The organism is Streptomyces sp. NBC_00989 (assembly GCF_045162655.1).
Classification (GTDB): domain Bacteria; phylum Actinomycetota; class Actinomycetes; order Streptomycetales; family Streptomycetaceae; genus Streptomyces.
Genome location: NZ_CP108728.1, coordinates 11,672,895 through 11,691,350 on the forward strand (window position 1 = coordinate 11,672,895; position 18,456 = coordinate 11,691,350).

16 protein-coding genes are annotated in these 18,456 nt (G+C 69.9%); 10 read left to right on the forward strand and 6 right to left on the reverse strand.

All coding sequences use genetic code 11. From position 1 onward, the window contains the following. The first annotated feature begins 136 nt into the window (after nt 1–136). Genes OG714_RS52910 through OG714_RS52950 form a run of 9 tightly spaced genes read left to right on the forward strand, consistent with a single transcriptional unit; the run spans nt 137 to nt 9,631 of the window. Nucleotides 137–1,765, forward strand: a complete 1,629-nt coding sequence (locus OG714_RS52910) for an ATP-binding cassette domain-containing protein (RefSeq protein ID WP_406131611.1) — start codon at nt 137–139, stop codon at nt 1,763–1,765. After that, nucleotides 1,762–2,961, forward strand: coding sequence for an ABC transporter substrate-binding protein (locus tag OG714_RS52915; protein ID WP_406131612.1), 1,200 nt, complete (start codon nt 1,762–1,764; stop codon nt 2,959–2,961). Before OG714_RS52910 ends, OG714_RS52915 begins: the two co-directional genes overlap by 4 nt. 34 nt (nt 2,962–2,995) lie before the next feature. After that, entirely contained in the window at nt 2,996–3,859 is an 864-nt protein-coding gene (locus OG714_RS52920; RefSeq protein ID WP_406131614.1) for a branched-chain amino acid ABC transporter permease, read from the forward strand. After that, complete coding sequence (locus OG714_RS52925) at nt 3,856–4,869, forward strand: branched-chain amino acid ABC transporter permease (RefSeq protein WP_406131615.1); 1,014 nt, start codon at nt 3,856–3,858, stop codon at nt 4,867–4,869. The genes OG714_RS52920 and OG714_RS52925 overlap by 4 nt, the downstream gene beginning before the upstream one ends. After that, entirely contained in the window at nt 4,866–5,666 is an 801-nt protein-coding gene (locus tag OG714_RS52930; RefSeq protein WP_406131616.1) for an SDR family NAD(P)-dependent oxidoreductase, read from the forward strand. Before OG714_RS52925 ends, OG714_RS52930 begins: the two co-directional genes overlap by 4 nt. Nucleotides 5,667–5,703: 37 nt before the next feature. Then, complete coding sequence (locus tag OG714_RS52935; RefSeq protein WP_406131618.1) at nt 5,704–6,195, forward strand: VOC family protein; 492 nt, start codon at nt 5,704–5,706, stop codon at nt 6,193–6,195. Between the two features lie 39 nt (nt 6,196–6,234). Further along, nucleotides 6,235–7,950 (forward strand): FAD-dependent monooxygenase, encoded by a 1,716-nt coding sequence (locus OG714_RS52940; RefSeq protein WP_406131619.1) that lies wholly within the window; start codon nt 6,235–6,237, stop codon nt 7,948–7,950. Beyond that, nucleotides 7,947–8,789 (forward strand): fumarylacetoacetate hydrolase family protein, encoded by an 843-nt coding sequence (locus tag OG714_RS52945; protein ID WP_406131620.1) that lies wholly within the window; start codon nt 7,947–7,949, stop codon nt 8,787–8,789. The genes OG714_RS52940 and OG714_RS52945 overlap by 4 nt, the downstream gene beginning before the upstream one ends. A gap of 53 nt (nt 8,790–8,842) precedes the next feature. Continuing rightward, on the forward strand, nt 8,843–9,631 hold the full coding sequence (locus tag OG714_RS52950; protein WP_406131621.1) for an IclR family transcriptional regulator: 789 nt from the start codon (nt 8,843–8,845) through the stop codon (nt 9,629–9,631). A gap of 99 nt (nt 9,632–9,730) precedes the next feature. On the opposite strand, the gene OG714_RS52955 is transcribed toward OG714_RS52950, so the two are convergent. The 5 genes from OG714_RS52955 to OG714_RS52975 form a co-directional block, all read right to left on the reverse strand. Beyond that, the gene (locus tag OG714_RS52955; RefSeq protein WP_406131622.1) at nt 9,731–10,912 is read right to left on the reverse strand and encodes an FAD-dependent monooxygenase; all 1,182 of its coding nucleotides are present in this window, start codon (nt 10,910–10,912) and stop codon (nt 9,731–9,733) included. Nucleotides 10,913–10,937: 25 nt separating this feature from the next. Next, the gene (locus OG714_RS52960; RefSeq protein ID WP_406131623.1) at nt 10,938–11,843 is read right to left on the reverse strand and encodes a fumarylacetoacetate hydrolase family protein; all 906 of its coding nucleotides are present in this window, start codon (nt 11,841–11,843) and stop codon (nt 10,938–10,940) included. Between the two features lie 22 nt (nt 11,844–11,865). Beyond that, nucleotides 11,866–12,963: a cupin domain-containing protein gene (locus tag OG714_RS52965; RefSeq protein ID WP_406131624.1), complete on the reverse strand. Its 1,098-nt coding sequence runs from the start codon at nt 12,961–12,963 to the stop codon at nt 11,866–11,868. A gap of 99 nt (nt 12,964–13,062) precedes the next feature. After that, nucleotides 13,063–13,956: a MarR family winged helix-turn-helix transcriptional regulator gene (locus tag OG714_RS52970; RefSeq protein WP_406131626.1), complete on the reverse strand. Its 894-nt coding sequence runs from the start codon at nt 13,954–13,956 to the stop codon at nt 13,063–13,065. 1,117 nt (nt 13,957–15,073) lie between these two features. After that, nucleotides 15,074–16,084, reverse strand: coding sequence for a hypothetical protein (locus OG714_RS52975; RefSeq protein ID WP_406131628.1), 1,011 nt, complete (start codon nt 16,082–16,084; stop codon nt 15,074–15,076). Nucleotides 16,085–16,142: 58 nt separating this feature from the next. Between OG714_RS52975 and OG714_RS52980 the strand changes: the two genes are divergently transcribed. Further along, nucleotides 16,143–17,423, forward strand: a complete 1,281-nt coding sequence (locus OG714_RS52980) for an IS701 family transposase (protein ID WP_406117848.1) — start codon at nt 16,143–16,145, stop codon at nt 17,421–17,423. Between the two features lie 79 nt (nt 17,424–17,502). Here OG714_RS52980 and OG714_RS52985 read toward each other — a convergent pair whose 3' ends face one another. Then, nucleotides 17,503–18,453 (reverse strand): TniQ family protein, encoded by a 951-nt coding sequence (locus tag OG714_RS52985; RefSeq protein WP_406131629.1) that lies wholly within the window; start codon nt 18,451–18,453, stop codon nt 17,503–17,505. Nucleotides 18,454–18,456: the final 3 nt, after the last annotated feature.

Genomic DNA, 18,456 nt, shown 5'->3' on the forward strand with positions numbered 1-18,456 from the left:
GTCCGGTAAGCCCAGCGAAGGACATATCAACCCCCCAGACCTCTCATGTGTCCTGCTTGTTAGGACTAGTATTTTGTTTAGCGGGACACTAGCCTGCGGCCACACGTCGGTCAACGACATGGAAGGAGCCGCGACAGTGAACATTTCGGACACCGCCCTGACCGTGCAGGAATTGGGAAAACACTTCGGCGGCGTGACGGCGCTGGAGGGCGTGGACCTCACAGTGCGCCGTGGCGAGGCGGTGGCGGTCATCGGCCCGAACGGGGCCGGGAAGAGCACCTTGCTCAAACTGATCGCCGGGGTGCACCGCCCGGACTCGGGCAGCGTCCATCTGGGCGCGCGCCGACTGGACCGGCTGGCGCCGCACCGCATCACCAGACTGGGGGTGGCCCTGGCCCACCAGGTCCCAAGGCCCTTCCACGGCCTGACCGTCCGTGACAACGTGCGGATCGGGGCCATGGCCGCCGGTCCGCCCATGCGCGCACCCGAGCTCGCCGACCTGCTCGCCCTGTGCCGGCTGGACACCAAAGCCTCCCGCGCCGCGGACTCGCTGCGCGTCCTGGACCTCAAGCGGCTGGAGGTCGCCCGTGCGCTGGCCACCCGGCCGCAGGTGCTCATGCTCGACGAGGTGGCCGCCGGGCTGGTGGGCCGCGAACTCGACGAGGCGATCGACCTGATCCGCCGGGTGCACCAGCGCGGCACCACCGTGATCCTCGTCGAGCACATCGAACGGGTCGTACGCGAGCTCGTCGACCGCGTCCTGGTGCTCAACTGGGGGCGTCCGATAGCGGAGGGCACTCCGGCGCAGATCGCCCTCGACAAGCAGGTGCGCGCGGTCTACCTCGGTGACAGCGGCTCCTCAGAAGGAACCGGCCCCACTCCCCGAGCCGCCGTCCCTTCCCCCGCCGCACCTCAGGACACACCGGGCGTACAACAGGACACCGCGGCAACCGCCGCACAGGGCGACACGGACGACGCGCTGGTCCTGGACGGCGTCACCTCCGGATACGGCGACATGCTGGCCCTGCGGGACTTCTCACTGCGCCTGAGGCGCGGGCAGATCGTCGGCGTGCTGGGGGCGAACGGCGCCGGGAAGTCCACGCTCTGTGGCACCCTCATGGGCACCGTCGGCACCCGTACGGGCCGCATCACGGCATTCGGCCAGGACATCACCCGCCTGCCGGTGCACGAGCGGGCCCGCCTGGGCATCGCCTACTGCCAGGAGGGCCGCCGCGTCTTCGGCGACCTCACCGTCGCTGAGAACCTGCAGCTCGGCGCTCCACTCTCGCTCGCCAGGGGTGAGGTACACGCCCGGATGGAGCGGGTGCACGCCGTGTTCCCCGTGCTCACCGAACGCGCCGGGCAGCGCGCGGGCACGATGTCCGGCGGGCAGCAGCAGATGCTCGCCGTGGGACGCGCCCTCATGGCGAACCCGTCCGTACTGATCTGCGACGAGATCTCGCTGGGCCTGGCCCCGGTCGCCATCGACGCGCTGTACCAGGCACTCACCGAGATCAACGCCCAGGGCGTGGCGATCCTGCTAGTCGAGCAGAACGTCAAGCGCGCCCTCGGCATCTGCGACCACGCGGTCGTCCTATCCCGGGGGCGCGTCTCCTACCGCGGCGGCCCGGCCGGCTTGCTCGACGACGCCGACCTGGATGCCGCGTACTTCGGCACCTCCGCCACAGATCCTGCTTCCTCCACCGTCCCCCCGACGCACCCCGGCGTACCCACCGGCACCCGCACCACTGGAGAACCCTCATGAGAACGCTCAGACCCTCCCTGCGTCTGGCCTGCACCACCGTCTGCGCCGCGTTGCTCGTCGCCGGCTGCGCCGGCAACCACACATCGAGCGCGGGCAGCGCGAGCAGCACCGGCCCCATCGTGATCGGCACCAGCATCTCCCTGTCCGGCAACACGGTGCTGACCTCCATCAAGGACGGCTACCAACTCGCCGTCGACAAGGCGAACGCCGCCGGCGGCGTCACGGTGGGCGGCACCAAGCGCAAGATCAAGCTGGTCGTGCTGGACAACCGCAGCGACACCAACACGATGGTGCAGCAGGTCCGCTCCCTGGTGCTCAGCAGCCACGCGATCGCCCTGCTGGGGTCCTGCTGCCAGCAGAACATCGACATGCAGGGCCAGGCCGACGCGCTGAAGACCCCCCTGATGATGGGCGCCCTCCCAGTGGAGCTGCTGCCCGAGGGCAACGGCTACACCTGGGACTCCTTCCAGTCCCTGGCCGACGGCGCCGACAAGTTCTACGAACTCGCCGACACCACGTCCACCAACAAGAAGATCCTGGTGGTCACCAGCAACGACGCCGAGGGCAAGTCCACCGGGCAGCTGTGGGCCGGGCTGGGCAGGAAGAGCGGCTACACCATCGCCTCCACCAAGGCGGTGCCCACCGGCACCACCGACTTCTCCGACGTCATCCAGTCCGGCAAGTCCACCGGCGCGCAGGTCCTCATCGCCTCCATGGCACCGCAGGACTGCTTCGCGATGTGGAAGCAGATGAAGGCGCTGGCGTACAAGCCGAAGCTCGCCATCGGCCTGCAGTGCGCCCAGACCCCCGGCTGGAGCTCGCTGGGCACACTCGGCGACGGCACGCTCGTCCAGCTGAACTGGACGGACTCCGCAGGACTCCCGGAAACGCAGATGATCGTCGACAAGTTCGCCAAGAAGTACCCGGCCCTCAACGACCTCGGCTCGGTCGCGCTCGGCTACCACGAGGCCCAGGTCCTGATGAACGCCATCTCCCGCGCCGGCGACACCACAGCAGCCTCCGTCAACAAGGCCCTCGCCGCCACCGACATGTCGTCCGCTCTGGGCCCCGTGAAGTTCACGGCCAACAAGAGCACCACCCCGTCCTTCATCGGGCAGTGGGAGAACGGCAGGATCCAGCAGGTCTGGCCCGCCGAGGGCGCCGTCCCCCTGAAGTCCCTGGCCGGCCTGCGCTGAGCCGTCCGCCGAAACGACAGAAGGGAGCCGAGACATGAGCCTCGACGTGCTGGCCGCCGGCATTCTGGCCGGCGGTTTGTACGCCCTGATCGGCCTGGGAATCTCCCTGGTCTTCGGGGTGCTCGGACTGATGAACCTGGCACACGGCGAAGTCGTCATCGGCGGCGCCTACCTGGCCTCGCTGCTCGTCGTGGACGCCGGCTGGGACCCGCTGGCCGCGCTGCCGCTCGCCATGGCCGCCATGGCACTGATCGCCTACCCCCTGCAGCGCTACCTGCTCACACCACTACTGAGAGGCAGCAAGAGCGCCCCGCTGGTGGCCACCTTCGGCCTCTCGCTGCTGGCGCAGGCGCTCTTCCAGGCCGCCTTCGGCACCCACCCCAAGGCGCTGCCCGCCTCCTACGCCGACACCGGCCTGTCCGTACTCGGCGTGCGGGTCCAGACCGTCTACGTGATCGCCTTCGGGCTCACCATCGTGCTGTGCGCCGCGACCCACCTGGTGCTCACCAGGACGCGGGCAGGCAGCGCGGTGCGGGCGGCCTCGGCCGACCCCGACACCGCGGCCGTACTCGGCATCGACGTCAACCGCGTCTACGCCTTGACCTTCGCTGGTGCGGCGGCGCTCGCCGCGGCCGGCGGAGTGCTCACCGGCGTGGCTCAGAGCTTCACCCCCAGCAGCGGCCTGCCGCTGCTGCTCACCGGCTTCGCAGTGATGGCCCTGGCAGGCATCGGCAGCGTGGGCGGCGTGCTGATGGCGGGCGTGGTACTGGGTGTTCTGCAGTCCGTCAGCGTCGGCCTCTTCGGCGGCGGCTGGCGGGACGTGGTCGTCTACCTGGCCTTCTTCCTCGTGCTCGCGGTCCGCCCGCAGGGCCTGTTCCGAAAGGCGCATGCCGGATGACACTCAGCCCAACTCTGCGGCGCTGGTGGCCGGCGGCCGCACTGCTGCTGTCCACCACGGTCTGTTTCGCCCTCGGGGGCGTGCTCGACAACGGCACCCTCGACCTCGGCGTCACTCTGCTGTGCTACCTGGCCATCGCCCAGGCATGGAACATCCTCGCCGGCTTCGGCGGCCTGGTCTCGCTGGGCTCCGCGGCCTTCGTCGCCACCGGCGGCTACGCCGCCGCGCTGCTGCTCGTCCACACCGGCCTGAGCTGGCCCCTCGCCGTGGCGGCGGCGCCGGTCGCCGCCATGCTGCTCGCCCTCCTGCTGTCCGCCGCGCTGCTGCGGCTGCGCGGCGACTACTTCTCCATCGGAACCCTGGCCATCTCCATCGCCCTGCAGGCCCTGATCCGCAACTGGGACTGGGCGGGCGGCGCCAGCGGTATCACCCTACCGGTCGACGCCGTGCCCAGCGGCGGCAACCTCTTCCAACTCGCCGTACTCGTCGCGGCGCTGGCCTTGGCACTCACCCTCTACACGCGCCACAGCGACTTCGGGCTCCGGCTGGCCGCGATCCGCGACAACGAACCGGCCGCCGTCGGGCTCGGTGTCGCCGTCCGCCGCCACCAGCTCGCCGCGCTGCTGCCCGCCAGCGCGGTCACCGGGCTGGCCGGGGCGGTGATCGCCTTCCAGTTCGTCGTCATCTCCCCGGACAGCGTGGCCAGCGTCTCCTGGAGCCTCAACGCCGTGCTGATGGCCGTGGTCGGGGGAATGGGCACCGTGCTGGGCCCGCTCCTGGGCGTGGCCGTCGTCTACTACGGCCTCACCCGCGAACTGCAGAGCCAGCAGACGCTCTCACTGGTGATCGAGGGCATCCTCCTCATCGCCATCGTCCGTTTCGCCCCGCAAGGCGTGTGGCCACTGCTGTGCCGGGCCACCCGCCGCCTGCTCGGCCCACGCCCCGGCAGCGGCAAGGAGACCGAAACCGCCCCCTCAGGGACCGAGTCTCTCGCCGTGGACCTCGCATGAGTACGCGGGAGTTCGCCGGCCGCACCGTTCTGATCACCGGGGGCGGCGGCGGCATCGGCTACGCCACCGCGGAGCTGCTGGCCGAGCGCGGAGCCACCGTGGTGGCCCTCGGACCCGACGACCCGGGCCTGGACAAGGTCGCCCAACTGCCCCGGTCGGCCGCCGTTCCCGGTGACGCCGCCGACGAGAACGACGTACACCGCGCGGTCGGCGTCGCACTCCGCAACGGGGGCCGGCTCGACGCGGTGGTGTGCTGCGCCGGCATCGGTACCTTCGGCACCGTCCTGGACCCGGAACCCGTCTGGCGGGACACGCTGCGGGCCAACCTGGACACCGCCTATGTGACAACGCGCCGCGCACTGCCCGCGCTGATCGACACCGGTGGGGCCATCGTGTTCGTCTCCTCGCTGGCAGGGACGCTCGCCGTGCCCGGCTCCGCCGCCTACACCACCTCCAAACACGCCCTCATCGGCCTCACCCGGTCGTTGGCCGCCGACTTCGGCCCGCTCGGGGTACGCGCGAACGTGGTCTGCCCCGGTGCCGTGCGCACCGCGATGCTCGACCGCGTGATGGACGAGGCCGGCTCCCGGTCCGGCCTGGACCGGGATGCCGCCTACCGGCGTGCCGGCTCACTGGTGCCCCTGCGCCGGGCCGCGGAGCCGTCGGAGATCGCCGAGGTCATCGCGTTCCTCGCGGGCCCGCGCTCGGCGGTCGTCACGGGGGCCGTACTCATGGCGGACTGCGGTGCCTCCGCGGTCGACCTGAGCCTGTCGGCACTCGACCCGAACATGTCCTAGTAACGGAGACAGCAGTCCTGGAAAGGAGATGTCAGCAATGATTACCGGTCTGGGACACACCGGCTTCTGGGTGCACGACCTGGAGAGGATGCGCGACTTCTACAGCCGCGTGATGGGGCTGACCGTCACCGACGAGGACGAGGAACGGGGGATCGTCTTCCTGTCCGCCCGCCCCGACGAGGAGCATCACGAGTTCGTGCTCCAGCGCGGCCGCACGGCACCCGACGGAGCCAGGCTCACGCACCAGGTCTCCTGGCGGGTCGACTCCCTGGAGTCGGTCATCGCCTTCCACCACCGCTTCCGCGCCGAGGGCATCGAGGTCCAGCAGGAGGTCACCCACGGCAACGCCATCGGGATCTACTTCTTCGATCCCGAGGGCAACCGCAACGAGGTCTATCTGCGGCTGGAGCGCGACGTCCGGCAGCCCTTCCGCAAAACCATCGACCTCGACCAGTCACCCGATGAGGTCCTCGCCGAGGCCGAGCGGCTGCTGGCCGAAGGGGGCCCCGCGTACCAGCCCGTCCAGTGAGCCCGCCGCCCGTCCCGACGACCCCACGGAGCCCACTTCATGACCGAACCGACACCGGCAACCGGCCCTGCTCCGGCCCAGGCCCAGACTCCGGCCGCTGCCGCCCCTGCCGTACTGATCGTCGGCGCGGGCCCCGTCGGCCTGACTGCCGCCCACCTCCTGGGCTCGCTGGGCGTACAAGTCCTGCTGGTCGAGCGCAACTCCACCACCAGCGACGACGCCAAGGCGATCAGCCTGGACGACGAGTCGCTGCGAACCCTGCAGGCCGCAGACCTGGCCGGCGCCGTGTACCCGATCATCGTGCCCGGCACCGGCACCAAGTACTTCGGTGTCGGCGGCCGCCCCCTGGTACACGCCCGAGGCAGCGGCGACCGCCGCTTCGGGCACCCCTTCAAGAATCCCTTCGCCCAGCCGGACCTGGAGCGCGTGCTGCGCACCGAACTCGCCCGGCACCCGAACATCGAGGTCCGGTTCGCCACCGGCCTGAGCGGACTCACCCAACTCCCGCACGGGGTCCAGGTGACGCTCCACCGGGGCGACGGTCGACATACCGAGGAACTCACTGCGGGCTACGTGCTCGGCTGTGACGGCGGACGGAGCACGGTGCGTCGGCTGCTGTCCGTCCCGATGCGGGGCCGCAGCTTCCCTGACGACGTGTGGCTCGTGCTGGACACCCTGGAGGACCCGCACCAGGAGCGATTCGGCATGCACATCGGCGACCCGTCCCGCCCGACGGTGATCGTGCCCGGCCGCGACGGCCGCTGCCGTTACGAGTTCCTGCTCCGGCCCGGCGAGGGCGCCGTCTGGCAGGAGCCGCCGTTCGAACTCGTGCGACGTCTCCTCCAGCCGTACCGGGAGATCACTCCGGCGCAGGTGGAGCGCGCGGTTGCGTACAGCTTCCACGCGCTGCTCGCCGAGCGGCTGCGGGTGGGCCGCTGCTTCCTGCTCGGCGACGCCGCGCACATGATGCCCCCGTTCGCCGGCCAGGGACTCAACTCCGGTGTCCGGGACGCGGCCAACCTCTCCTGGAAACTCGCGGAGGTACTGGCCGGGCGGGCCGGCGATGCCCTCCTGGACACCTATGACGTGGAACGCCGACCGCACGCCCAAGCCGTGATCGACCTGTCCGTCCAGCTCGGCCGGACCATCATGACCACCAGCCGCCCGCGAGCGTACCTGCGGGACCTGCTGGTACGCGCCGCGTTGCTGACCGGCCCCGGACGCCGCTACCTCACCGAGATGCGCTACCGCCCCGACACCCGGGTACGGACCGGAGCCGTCGTCCGGCCGGGGCGCCGAGCCAACCCGCTCGTCGGCGCGCTGCTTCCGCAACCGAGGGTCCTGCACGGGCCCGGCTACCGACTCGCCCTGCTCGACGACGTCCTGGGCACCGGCTGGAGTCTGCTGGGGGTGGGCCTCACCGAAGCCGACTGGACCTGCGCGAGAGGGGCCGGCCTCCCGTACGGCACCGAGGTGGACGTGCTCATCGACGACCGGGCACTCGGCCGCGTCACCGACCGGCCCGAGATCACGGACGCCGACGGCGGGCCGGGGGCATTCCTCCAGGACCTGGCAGGGCACTTCGTCCTGGTGCGGCCCGACCGCCTGGTCGCCGCCGTCTTCCCGCCCCACCGAGCCGCGCGGGTCGGCCAGGAGCTTCGCCGCTTCGTGTCCGCCCCCGCGGCGGACCCCACTGCCAAGGTCTTAGCCCCTGGCAGTCACACCGACACCGGTATCGAAGGAGCCACCCTGTGAAGCTGAGCACCGTCCGTCTCTCCGGCGACCGTGAGATCACCACTGCCGCCCGGCAGGAGGGCGACGCACTCGTCCTACTGCCGTACTCCGACGTCGGCGCCCTGCTGGCCGCCGGTGACAACTGGCCGCAGCTGGCCGCCGGGGACGGCGAACGCGTCCCGCTCGACGGGGCGTCCTTCACCGCCGTCGTGCCCCACCCCAACAAGATCGTCTGCCTGGGCCTCAACTACGCCAGCCACATCGAGGAGATGGGCCGCCCAACCCCCGCGCACCCCACCCTGTTCGCCAAGTACGACGGCTCGCTGATCGGCCCCCACGACGACATCCACATGCCACCGGTCAGCGACGACCTCGACTGGGAGGCCGAACTCGGTGTCGTCATCGGGCGCCGCGGCCGGCACATCCCGCGCGAGAACGCCCTGGAGCACGTCGCCGGGTACACGGTCGTCAACGACGTCACAGTACGGGACTGGCAGCACCGCACCCGGGAGTTCCTCTCCGGCAAGACCTTCGAGGCCACCACCCCCCTCGGGCCCGCACTCGTCACCCCCGACGAACTCCCGCCCGGCGCCTCGGGACTGACCATCTCCTGCAGGGTGGACGGCCACACCATGCAGAAGTCCAACACCGCCGACCTGCTCTTCGACGCCGCCGACGTCATCGCCTACGTCAGCACCATCATCACGCTGCTGCCGGGCGACCTGATCTGCACCGGCACCCCCGCAGGAGTCGGTGCCGGCCGCGACCCCCAGGTGTTCCTGCGGCCCGGGCAGGAACTCGTCACGACCGTGGAGGGCATAGGCGAACTGCGCAACACCGTAGTCAGGGACCGGCTGTGACCGCGACGGACATGCCCCCCACCGGACCGCGCCCGGCCGGTAAAGTGTCCGGCATGTCAGGAACAGCGTCCCCCAGTTACCGCGACCGTAACGCCACTGCCGACCGCGCACTCGACATCCTGACCATGTTCGACGACACCCACCTCGTCATCTCGGGAACCGAAGTGGCCGAGCGACTCGGAGTCGCCCGCTCCACCGCGTACCGCTACCTGCAGAGCCTGGTCGCCGGACGATTCCTGGAAGAAGCGCCCGGCGGCGGCTTCCGGCTCGGCCTGCGGGTCCTGGAGATCTCCCGGCTGGCACGCCGCAGCTACGGCCTCTCGGAGGTCGCCCTCCCCTCGATGCGGAAACTCGCCGAAGAGGTGCAGGAGACCGTTCTGCTCACCCGCCGCGCAGGGGACCTGGTCGTGTGCGTGGACCTCGCGGAGAACGAGACCCGGGCGGTACGCATCTCCTACGAGCGAGGCAGCGCACTGCCCCTCAACGCCGGAGCGGCAGCCCTGGTCCTGCTCGCCTGGAGCGCCGAGGACGAGGCACGCCGAGTGCTGGAGGCCGCCGAACTGCACCGCTTCACCCCGGCCACCCTCACCGACGTCGACGCACTGGTCGAACGCCTGGGCCGCATCCGCCGGCTCGGCTACTCCATTACCCGCGGCGAACTCGACCCCGACGTCGTGGGCATCTCCGCGCCGATCCGCAACCAGGACGGGCAGGTCGTGGCAGCACTGAGCGTGGCCGCCCTCGCCTCCCGCCTGCATCCGGAGGCGGAGGCGGAGGTCGCCCAGAAATTGCTGGCCATGGCAGGCGAGATCAGCGAACGCCTGGCCCTTGCCGCTGCCTGACGCCCTTTCCTCACAGCGTCGGAGGCTTCGGGATCGCCCTCGTCGAACGGGTCGGACTGCCCAGCGGCCGCGGTGAGTGGCGCAGGACGTCCCACGGTGTCAGACCGCACTGGGCAGGTACAGCCAGTCCGTATGGGTGTAGTCATCCACAGCCCGGCCGGTGAAGATGTGGTCGCGCAGTGTTTTGCCGATCCCGTCCGTGTGCCAGATCTCGCCCCAGCTGCGGGCGGTGCGCTGGACGCCGGTGGCGCGGGGCACGCGCTCCTGCTCGTAGGCGGCCAGCACCCTGCCGTAGTCGCCGCAGTGACGACCGAGCAGACGGCCCAGGGTTTCGGCGTCCTCCAGGGCCTGACAGGCACCTTGACCCAGGTACTGCAGCATGGGGTGCGCGGCATCGCCGAGCAGTGCCACCCGGCCGGCGGTGAAGCGGTCGGCGGGGTCGCGGTCGTACGTCTTCCAGTGCCGGCTGCGGTCGACGAGCTGGACGCCGCGACGCACCTGGTTGCAGGTGCCGGCGAACCGTGCGTCGAGTTCGTCCGGACCGCCCCAGTCGTCCTCGCCACGGGCGAAGGCGTCGCTGCGGAACACGGCGACGGTGTTGCGGAGCTCGCCGCGACGGATGGGGTACTGGATCATGTGCAGGCCGGGACCGATCCACAGCACGACGCTGCTTCCGTCGATGTGCTCGGCGGCGTCCCCCACCGGGATGGTGCCGCGGTAGGCGGCGTAGCCGGAGCACACCAGCTCGTCCTGGACGACGAGCGGCCGGACGGCGGAGTTGAGGCCGTCGGCGCCGATCAGGAACTCTGTCTCGTACGCGCTGCCGTCGGCGCAGTTGACGTGGACGGCTCCGGAGGCGGGGTCGCTGACCTCGGTGACCTCCTTGCCGTTCTCCAGCGTCACCAGGTCGCTGTCGCGGCACGCCTGGAGCAGGATGTCGAGCAGGTCGCTGCGGTGCATCACCACGTACGGCGCTCCGTAACGCTCTCGGAAGCCGGAGCCCAGGTCGAGGGCTGTCAGGTGTCTCCCGGTCACGGCGTCCATGAACACCCCGCGCTCGGGGAAGACCGCGACCTTCTCGATCTGCGGGTAGAGGCCGAGGCCGGCCAGGACCCGGATGGCGTTGGGCCCGACCTGGAGGCCGGCGCCGATCTCGGTGAACGCGGGGGCGCGTTCCAGCAGCCGCACCTGCTGTCCTGCGCGGGCCGCGGCGAGGGCGGCTGCCATGCCGCCGATGCCGCCGCCGACGATGAGCAGCGGGACGCGTGTCGCGTTCGTCATGATGTCGTCCTCGTGGGCTCGTCGGTTACTTGTGGCTGGGGGCGGGCGGTGGAACGGGGCCGCGGGAGGCTCCCGAGGTGGGGCAGGGCACGGCGCCCTCGGCCGACACCGCCACACGCAGGCGGCCGATGCGGGCGACGGTCAGTTCGACGACATCGCCGTCCTCGACGGGGGCGACGCCGGCGGGGGTGCCGGTGGTGACCACGTCACCGGGCTCCAGCACGGTGACCGTGGAGGCGTAGGACAGGAAGCGGGCGGCCGACCAGATGAGTTCGCTGGTGTTGGCCTTCTGCCTCGGTTCGCCGTTGACGGTCAGTTCCAGGTCGACGTCCTCGGGGGAGCCGAGCTCGTCAGGGGTGACAAGCCACGGCCCGAGCGGGGTGAAGGTGTCGAAGGACTTGCGGGTGGAGCGGTCCTCGCCGCCGCGCATGGTGATGTCCATCAGGCCCGTGTAGCCGAAGACGTGGTCCAGTGCCTGCTCGGGCGTGACATGGCTGGCCCGGCGTCCGACGACGAGCGCGAACTCGGCTTCGTGGTCGAAGCGCCGGTCGGTGTAGGGCAGGCGCACAGTCCCCTCGGGGTCGAGGATCGAGGACGGCGACTTCAGGAAGAAGCCGAGCGAGCTGATGTGGTACGCCTCGTTCATCTCCGACTGGTGATCCCGGTAATTGACCGGTGCCGCGACGATCTTCGCCGGGTCGGGGACGGGGGCCAGCAGCCGCGCCTGGGCGAGCGGAAGGCCGTCTCCGGGCCCGGCGACGGACGCTGTCTGTTCCAGCAGCGGGCGGACGGCGGCGAATTCGGTGATCAGGCGGCGGGCCAGGCTGTAGGGGGCCGGGGAGAGGCGCTCGGTGAGCTGGTCGGTGACGTCCAGGACGCGGTTGTCACGGACGATGCCGATGCGATCCTCGTTGAAGCGGGCGATGCGCATGGGGTCTCCCAAGGGTGAACGGTCAGTTGTCGGCGACGTTTTGGGCGTCTTCCGTGACCTCTTCGGTCCGGTACAGGGCGAGGGCTTCCAGGACGGGGGCGTCGTTGACGGTGAACAGGTCGAGGGTTTCGTGCGCGAGCACGCGCACCGCCGTCCAGGACGGGACGGCGATCAGGTCGCCTGGTTCGATGTCGTGGTGCGTACCGTCGAGGGCGACCGTGCCCGAGCCCCGGAACACGGCGACGAGGGACGAGCCCGTGCGCCTCACGGCGGGCGCGGTGTGGCCGGGCAGATAGCGGTCCATCTCGCAGCGCATGGTCGGCATCACGTCGCGGCCGCTGGTCGGGTCGGCGTAGCGAATGTGCGCGTGGCCGGAGCGGGCGGCCTGGGAGGTGGGTTCGGAGAGTTGGCCGGCCAGGGCGCGGTCGGTGTCGGCCCATCGGTAGCGCAGCAGGGGGGAGTGCGCGGTCGGTGGGGCGGTGGTGCCGTCGGGCAGCAGGCCGGGACCGCCTCCGAAGCGGCGCTCGGACGCGGAGTGCCCGGCCGGTGAGGTGGTGGCAGCCGTTCTGCCGTCGCCGGGTTCGAAGAACACCGCGCCCAGTCCTTCCACGAGCGGCAGGTCGAGGGCGTCGAACCAGGTCATCGACGTGTCGCCGGGGTTGTGGTGCTCGTGCCAGGTCCAGCTGGGGGTGAGGATCAGGTCTCCGGCGGACATGGCCAGCGGGTCGCCGTTCACCGCGGTCCATACTCCTCCGCCCTCCAGGACGAAGCGCAGGGCGGCGGGGGTGTGGCGGTGGGCCGGCGCCGTCTCGCCCGGTCCCAGGTACTGCACCGCACCCCAGAGGGTCGAGGTGGCGTACGGCAGTCCGCCCAGGCCGGGGTTGCTCAGTGACAGCACCCGCCGGTCGCCGCCGCGGTCCACGGGCACCAGACGTCCGGCCCGCTCGCCGAGGTCGCGCAGGTCCCTGCCCCGCCAGAGGTGGGGGACGGCCTTGACGGCAGGGGTGGGGGTCAGCAGCCCGTGCAGTCGCCACAGCGGCTGGAGATCCTTTTCCGCGAGGTCGCCGTAGAGAGCGTGCAGCAGCGGATCGGCAGGTGCGTCAAAGCGTTGAGTCGTCATTTCGCGTCTCCATCTCATGTCTCCCCGGCTTGCCTCGTGGTGGTCTTCTCCCGCAGATCAGTTCGTACAGTTACTAAATGCGGAAGAAAAAGCCCGCGGCTACGGCCGGGTGATCCTCCTGAGCAGTGTGAGCAGTTCCCTGCGCTCGTCCGCGGTGAGTTCCGCGGTCAGCTCCTCCTGGACGCGCAGCACCGCGGGCGTGACGTCCCGCAGAACCTGACGTCCCTGCGAGCTGAGCGTGAGCAGCCTGCGGCGGGCGTCGCCCGGGTCGACGTCGCGCAGGACTTCACCCCGTGCGACGAGCCGCTTCACGATCTCGCCAGTGGGCGCCTTGGCCAGGGCGATACGGTCGGCCAGCGTGGTCTGGTCGATGCCCGGTTCCCGCGCCAGGCGGTAGAGCACGCCGTACTGGGGTGAGGTCGGCCTTTCGCCCACGGCGGCCGTCCAGAATTGGGTGTGTCGCTGATGGGCCACTCGGACCAGGTGGCCGGGGATACGGGACGGATCCGCGGGCAGGCCGACGATTTCGGGCAGCTCCTGCCCAACCGGCTGACCGGTCGCCACCTCGGCGACCGTCCTCAGCAGCCGCAGAATCCGCCCGGTCCCGGCATCGCCCAGCGGGGCGGTCAGTCGCAGTTGCACCTGGGCCACCCAGGGCGCACAGGCCCGCAGGGCGGTGTCGCCGGCCACGGTGAGCCGAAGGCTGTTGCGGCGCGCGTCCGCCGCGGCGCGCTCTCGTCTGATCAGCCCCGACTGTTCGAGCCGGGCCACGAGCTCGGCGCCGGTGGCCCTGTCGAGGCCGGCGGCCTCGCCCAGGGTGCGCTGGTCGATGCCCGGCCGCAGCGCCAGCCGGTGGAGCACCGCGAACTGCGGCGAGGTGCAGCCGCCGGGCACCAGCTCCTGCCACAGGCGATCGTGCACCTGCTGCGCTGTGCGCAGCAGGCTGCCCGGAGCGAAGGCCTCCTCATCGGGGACGAGCGGCCAGTCCGCCATCGCCGCACGTCCTTTCGGTGGGACCACCGCGACCGTCGCGGCGCGGAGGATTTAGTTCGTGTCATTACTAATATTGGCATGAAGGTTCCGCGCTCTGTCAACTCGCGGAACGGGCCACTCGTGCGGTGGGCGGAATGTCGTACGTGGCCGGTGCCGGACATGCACCTCGCTGCGTCGTGCGCTTACCAGGAGTTCCTGGGGCGCCACGGATTCAGTATTCCCGTCCGATGTGACCAGCAGGATGCTCGCCATCGTGGGTTCGAGGTCGAACAGGCTGGTCGTGCCCGCGCTCAACAGTTCGGCCAGGGTCGTCCCGCGCGGCGCGATCATCACGCCGGGCAGCGCTGCACGTGGATCCTGGCCCCGGCTGATGAAGACAGGCAGGTCGCTGGATCGCAACACGCTGACCAGCCCGGCGGCTCCGTCCCGGACGACCAGGTAGCCGTGCGCCGAGGCCGGCGAAAGGGACGCGGTCAGGTCGATCAGGTCGATTACCCGAAGGTCGGTCGCGGCGAGGCGGCGCAGCAGGGTCGGCGCGTCGAGGCCGTCGGGGGTGTGCGGTGGTAGGCATCTCAGTCCTTCCGCGCTGGCAGAGGCAGTTCCCGATCGCTACAACACCGGGCCCAAGCAGGGCTAATGAGACCTCGGAACCTCAGAAGGACGCAGGCTATGTCGCGCATACCGAAGGCAACGCTCACCCGGCCCTGGCAGCCCCTTGCGGGCGCGCCGAGTCGGTGCCCATGCGAAGTGTCTCGAACGGGCCTTCACCGCCGCCGAGTTCGGGGATCTCGGAGATGATGGCCGATGCGAGGTCGCGCCCCACGTCGACGGCCCAGTTCACCGGGCCGGGACTGGCTGCCGCAGTCGCCTCGGCCAGGAGGGCGGGGCCGCTGGCGGGCCGCAGTTCCGGATGCCGGCCGCTCGGCCCCAGCTTCCTGAGGCAGCCCCGGAGCACAGTGTTCCGGTTCGGATCACTTCCCCGCCGGGGGCGGGGCCGGCTCGCCCGTGCCGACGCGGCCATGCTTGCCGGGTGGTGCCCCGCTCATGCGTACTCCGCAGGGTGCTCGGCGGCCTGCATTCATTCTCCTACGCAATCATCGGTACCGGACGGCGTGAATCATGACCCCGCCCGTGTGATTGATGTGGCGGCCGGGGGATTCGCGCAATCGCGGCCAGAGCCGATTCCAGAGATCGTCATCAACGGAGAGTGCTTGGTCGGGTTGCCTTCCGTGGCTGCGAGTCCGGCCGTGTACTCATCCAGGAGCGCTCTGAGGGACCGGATGTAGGGGTCCCGCAGGGCACGGAGCCTTGCCATCGCCTCGCCCGCTGGGCTGCGACGGTCGAGCACTCCGCCGGTGCCGACCGCGAGCGGGTCGATGGTGGGGGCCAGTCGCCACTCGCTGCCGGTGAGTTTCGACCAGATGAGCGCAGACGCGCACTTCTCCAGCCAGTTTGGGGTCTCGATGGGCTGTCGGCGGGGTTTCGCCCCAGGCAGACCTCTGATCAGGTCCTCCCAGTCTTCGCGGGGCAGGGACCAGGACGCGAACCGTTCGCGGCGCTGTCGGTAGTCGATCGGATCAGGGGTCTGACCGATGTGCGAGGCGAGGGCTTCAAATGCCTCGGTCAGGTTGAAGGGGCCGTTGCGGATGTGTGCGTGCAGCGGAGGTAGTTGTTGACGTGGTTGGCGGTTGAACCAGGAGCCGGGGATCTGCAGGAAGTTGGCAGCTTCGGCCATCGACTGGCCGGTGGCGATTTGGATTAGTTGGACCGCGACGATGCGGCGGAGCTTGAGACTTCGCGGGAGAGGGTGAGGAGTGGAGGCTTCGAGGAGGACGGTGAACCACTCCTCGGGCAGGTGTTGCGGGATGTGTCCTGGAAGGTAGCCGCGTGGCCGGGGATCAAGGACTGGCTCGGCGGGAGCAAGCCTCCGTGGCTGCTGGGATTGGAATGCCTGTTTGATCTCGTATTCGATGATCGGCGAGTGCTTGCAGGGCAGTAGGTTCCAGGTCCTGCCCCAGGCCGGGTCCAGATTGGAGGGTGCGTGCTTGGCCAGGTCCTGGAGTTCTTTCCGCAGCTCTCTCAGGGGGAGGTTCAGTAGCTGCATGGCGATGCTCAGCACTGCTGCCATTGCTAGTAGGACTCCGTTAGGTCTTCCTGTTGGCGCTGATCAAGAGCATGTTGGGTTGGTGGACTTACATGAAGTGAGGCGTGTTCGGGCGACGTTGGCGTTGTTTGTGGCCGATGTGTTCGCTTCGGTTCCGCGGAAGGATCAGCGGGCCAAGGGCGACTGCTATCTGCGCGGACTCATGCTGGACGGCCGCCGCAAGTCGATCCAGGCGATGGCTGCGCGACTGCCGGACGGCAACGAACAAAACCTGCAGCAGTTCGTGAACCAGTCGACCTGGGATCCGGAGCCTGTGCAGCTGCGGGTCAACGAACGGCTGCTGCCCCTGGTCGACCCGGTGGCCTGGGTGATCGACGATGTGTCGATGCCCAAGGACGGCCGGATGTCGGTCGGTGTGGCTCCGCAGTACTGCGGAGCCCTGGGCAAACGCGCGAACTGCCAGGTCGCGGTCAGTGTCCACGCTGCCAGTGACACTGCCTCCTGCCCCCTGCAGTGGAGACTGTTCCTGCCCCAGGAGTGGGCCGCGGACAGCCACCGCCGCACCAGGACCCTGATTCCGGCCGAGGTCACACACCGGGAAAAATGGCGCCTGGCACTCGACATGCTCGACAAGCTCGCGGACTGGGGGATGACACCGCCAGCGGTGGTGGCCGACGCCGCCTACGGCACCAATGCACACCTGCGGGCCGCCCTGTCGAAACGAGGACTCACCTATGTCCTGTCCATCCGGTCGGACGTGAGCGCCCACCCCTTCGACGCACAACCCATGGCCCCGGACCGCAAAGGAGATGTCGGCTGCTGGCCGCAGCCTCGCTACCGCCAGAAGGCACCGTCCGTGGCAGTCCTTGCCACAAGCCTTGGACCGGAAGCGTTCACCCCGCTCACATGGCGCCAGGGCTCGAAAGGGGAGTTACGTTCCCGCTTCGCAGCCGTGCGTGTGCGTCCGGCCGGAAAAGCCGTCGAACAACCGGTCAAAGCAGCGGCCTCGGCCGAGCAAGGCTGGTGGGACGGGGTCCTGCCCGACTGCTGGCTACTGGCCGAATGGCCCGCCGGCGCCGAAGCTCCGAGCGAATACTGGCTGTCCAACCTCCCGCCCGATGCCCCGATCACCGATCTGGTCCGCCTGGCCAAGGTCCGCTGGCGCATCGAGCACGACTACCGGGAGCTCAAACACGGCCTGGGCCTGGACCACTTCGAGGGCCGTTCCTGGCCGGGCTGGCACCACCACGTCACCCTCGTGACAGCCGCCCACGCCTTCCTCACCGAACGGCGCCTGGCCCCAAAAGCACAGGAAGCAGCTTCACCCTCTACCAGATCCTCGACGCTCTCCAAGACACCCTGAGGTGCTGGACCGGGATCTGCACCAGCTGCCAGCAACCCCTCCCCACCAGAACCCGCACGACAACAAGATCAAGAAAGACCTAACGGAGTCCTACTAGGGCAGAGGGTGGGGCGGAGTCCCAGCGGTGCTGGTCGGTCCTGCTGTCGGACCCGGGCTGGGCCGGACGGCGAAGGTCCGTGGAGAGTGTTCTGGTCACGGCTGGCGGGAGGTCGCCGCGCCGGCTGTGGGGCCAGGTCGCGCAGATGATCGCTGACAGGTGACGCAGGTCCGACAGCCGGCCCAGGCTTCGTCTCGGGTCGGCGGTGTCCTCCAGGAGGGCAAGAAGTTCGAGCTGGAGGCGTTCCAGCTCGGGCGGGAGTTCTACGCGCGGCGGGTCGAAGGAGTCGAGCCGGTGCGGGCAGAGCGAAGCGTGGTGCGCTTCGGTGGTCTTTCTTCTGCACTGGGCCGGGTGGAGTCCGGAGGCGCCGGGGCTGGCGATGAGCCGCGTGGTGATGCGGCGGTCGAGGCTGTCGCCGCGCTGGCGGCAGCCCGGGCAGCGGTGCTGCAGGAAGACCGTGTGTTCCAGGCAAGCGAACACGATCGGCAGGTGCCATTGGAGTTTCCAGGCACCGCCGTGTCGCCGCTGGATCTCGCTGCCGTCTCCGGCCAGGCACTCTGGGCAGTGGCGCGGGTTGGCGAACAGCAGCCATGTCGGCGGGATGAACCGTTGGCGTGGGCTCTGGCCGGGGCGGGCCATGGCCTTCGCGAGGGAAGGGTGGGTGGCGAAGTAGCGCCGGAGGGTGAGCTGGTCGACGGTCTCGGGGTCCAGGCGGGTGGCGGCGGCGAATCTCTGCTGTTCGCTGGCATCGAGCATGAGCAGTAACCGCTTCGGGGCGAGACTGGTCGATCGTGTGTCCGAAGTCAGGCCGGTGCGCCAGAGGATGTGGCCCGGCGCTTGGTCCAGGCGATGAGACAGCCGCAGGATCAGCCCGTGCAGGCTCTCGCCGGCCAGCGGGGTCAGGCTCCTGGGCAGCGGCTCGATCGGGGGCATCAT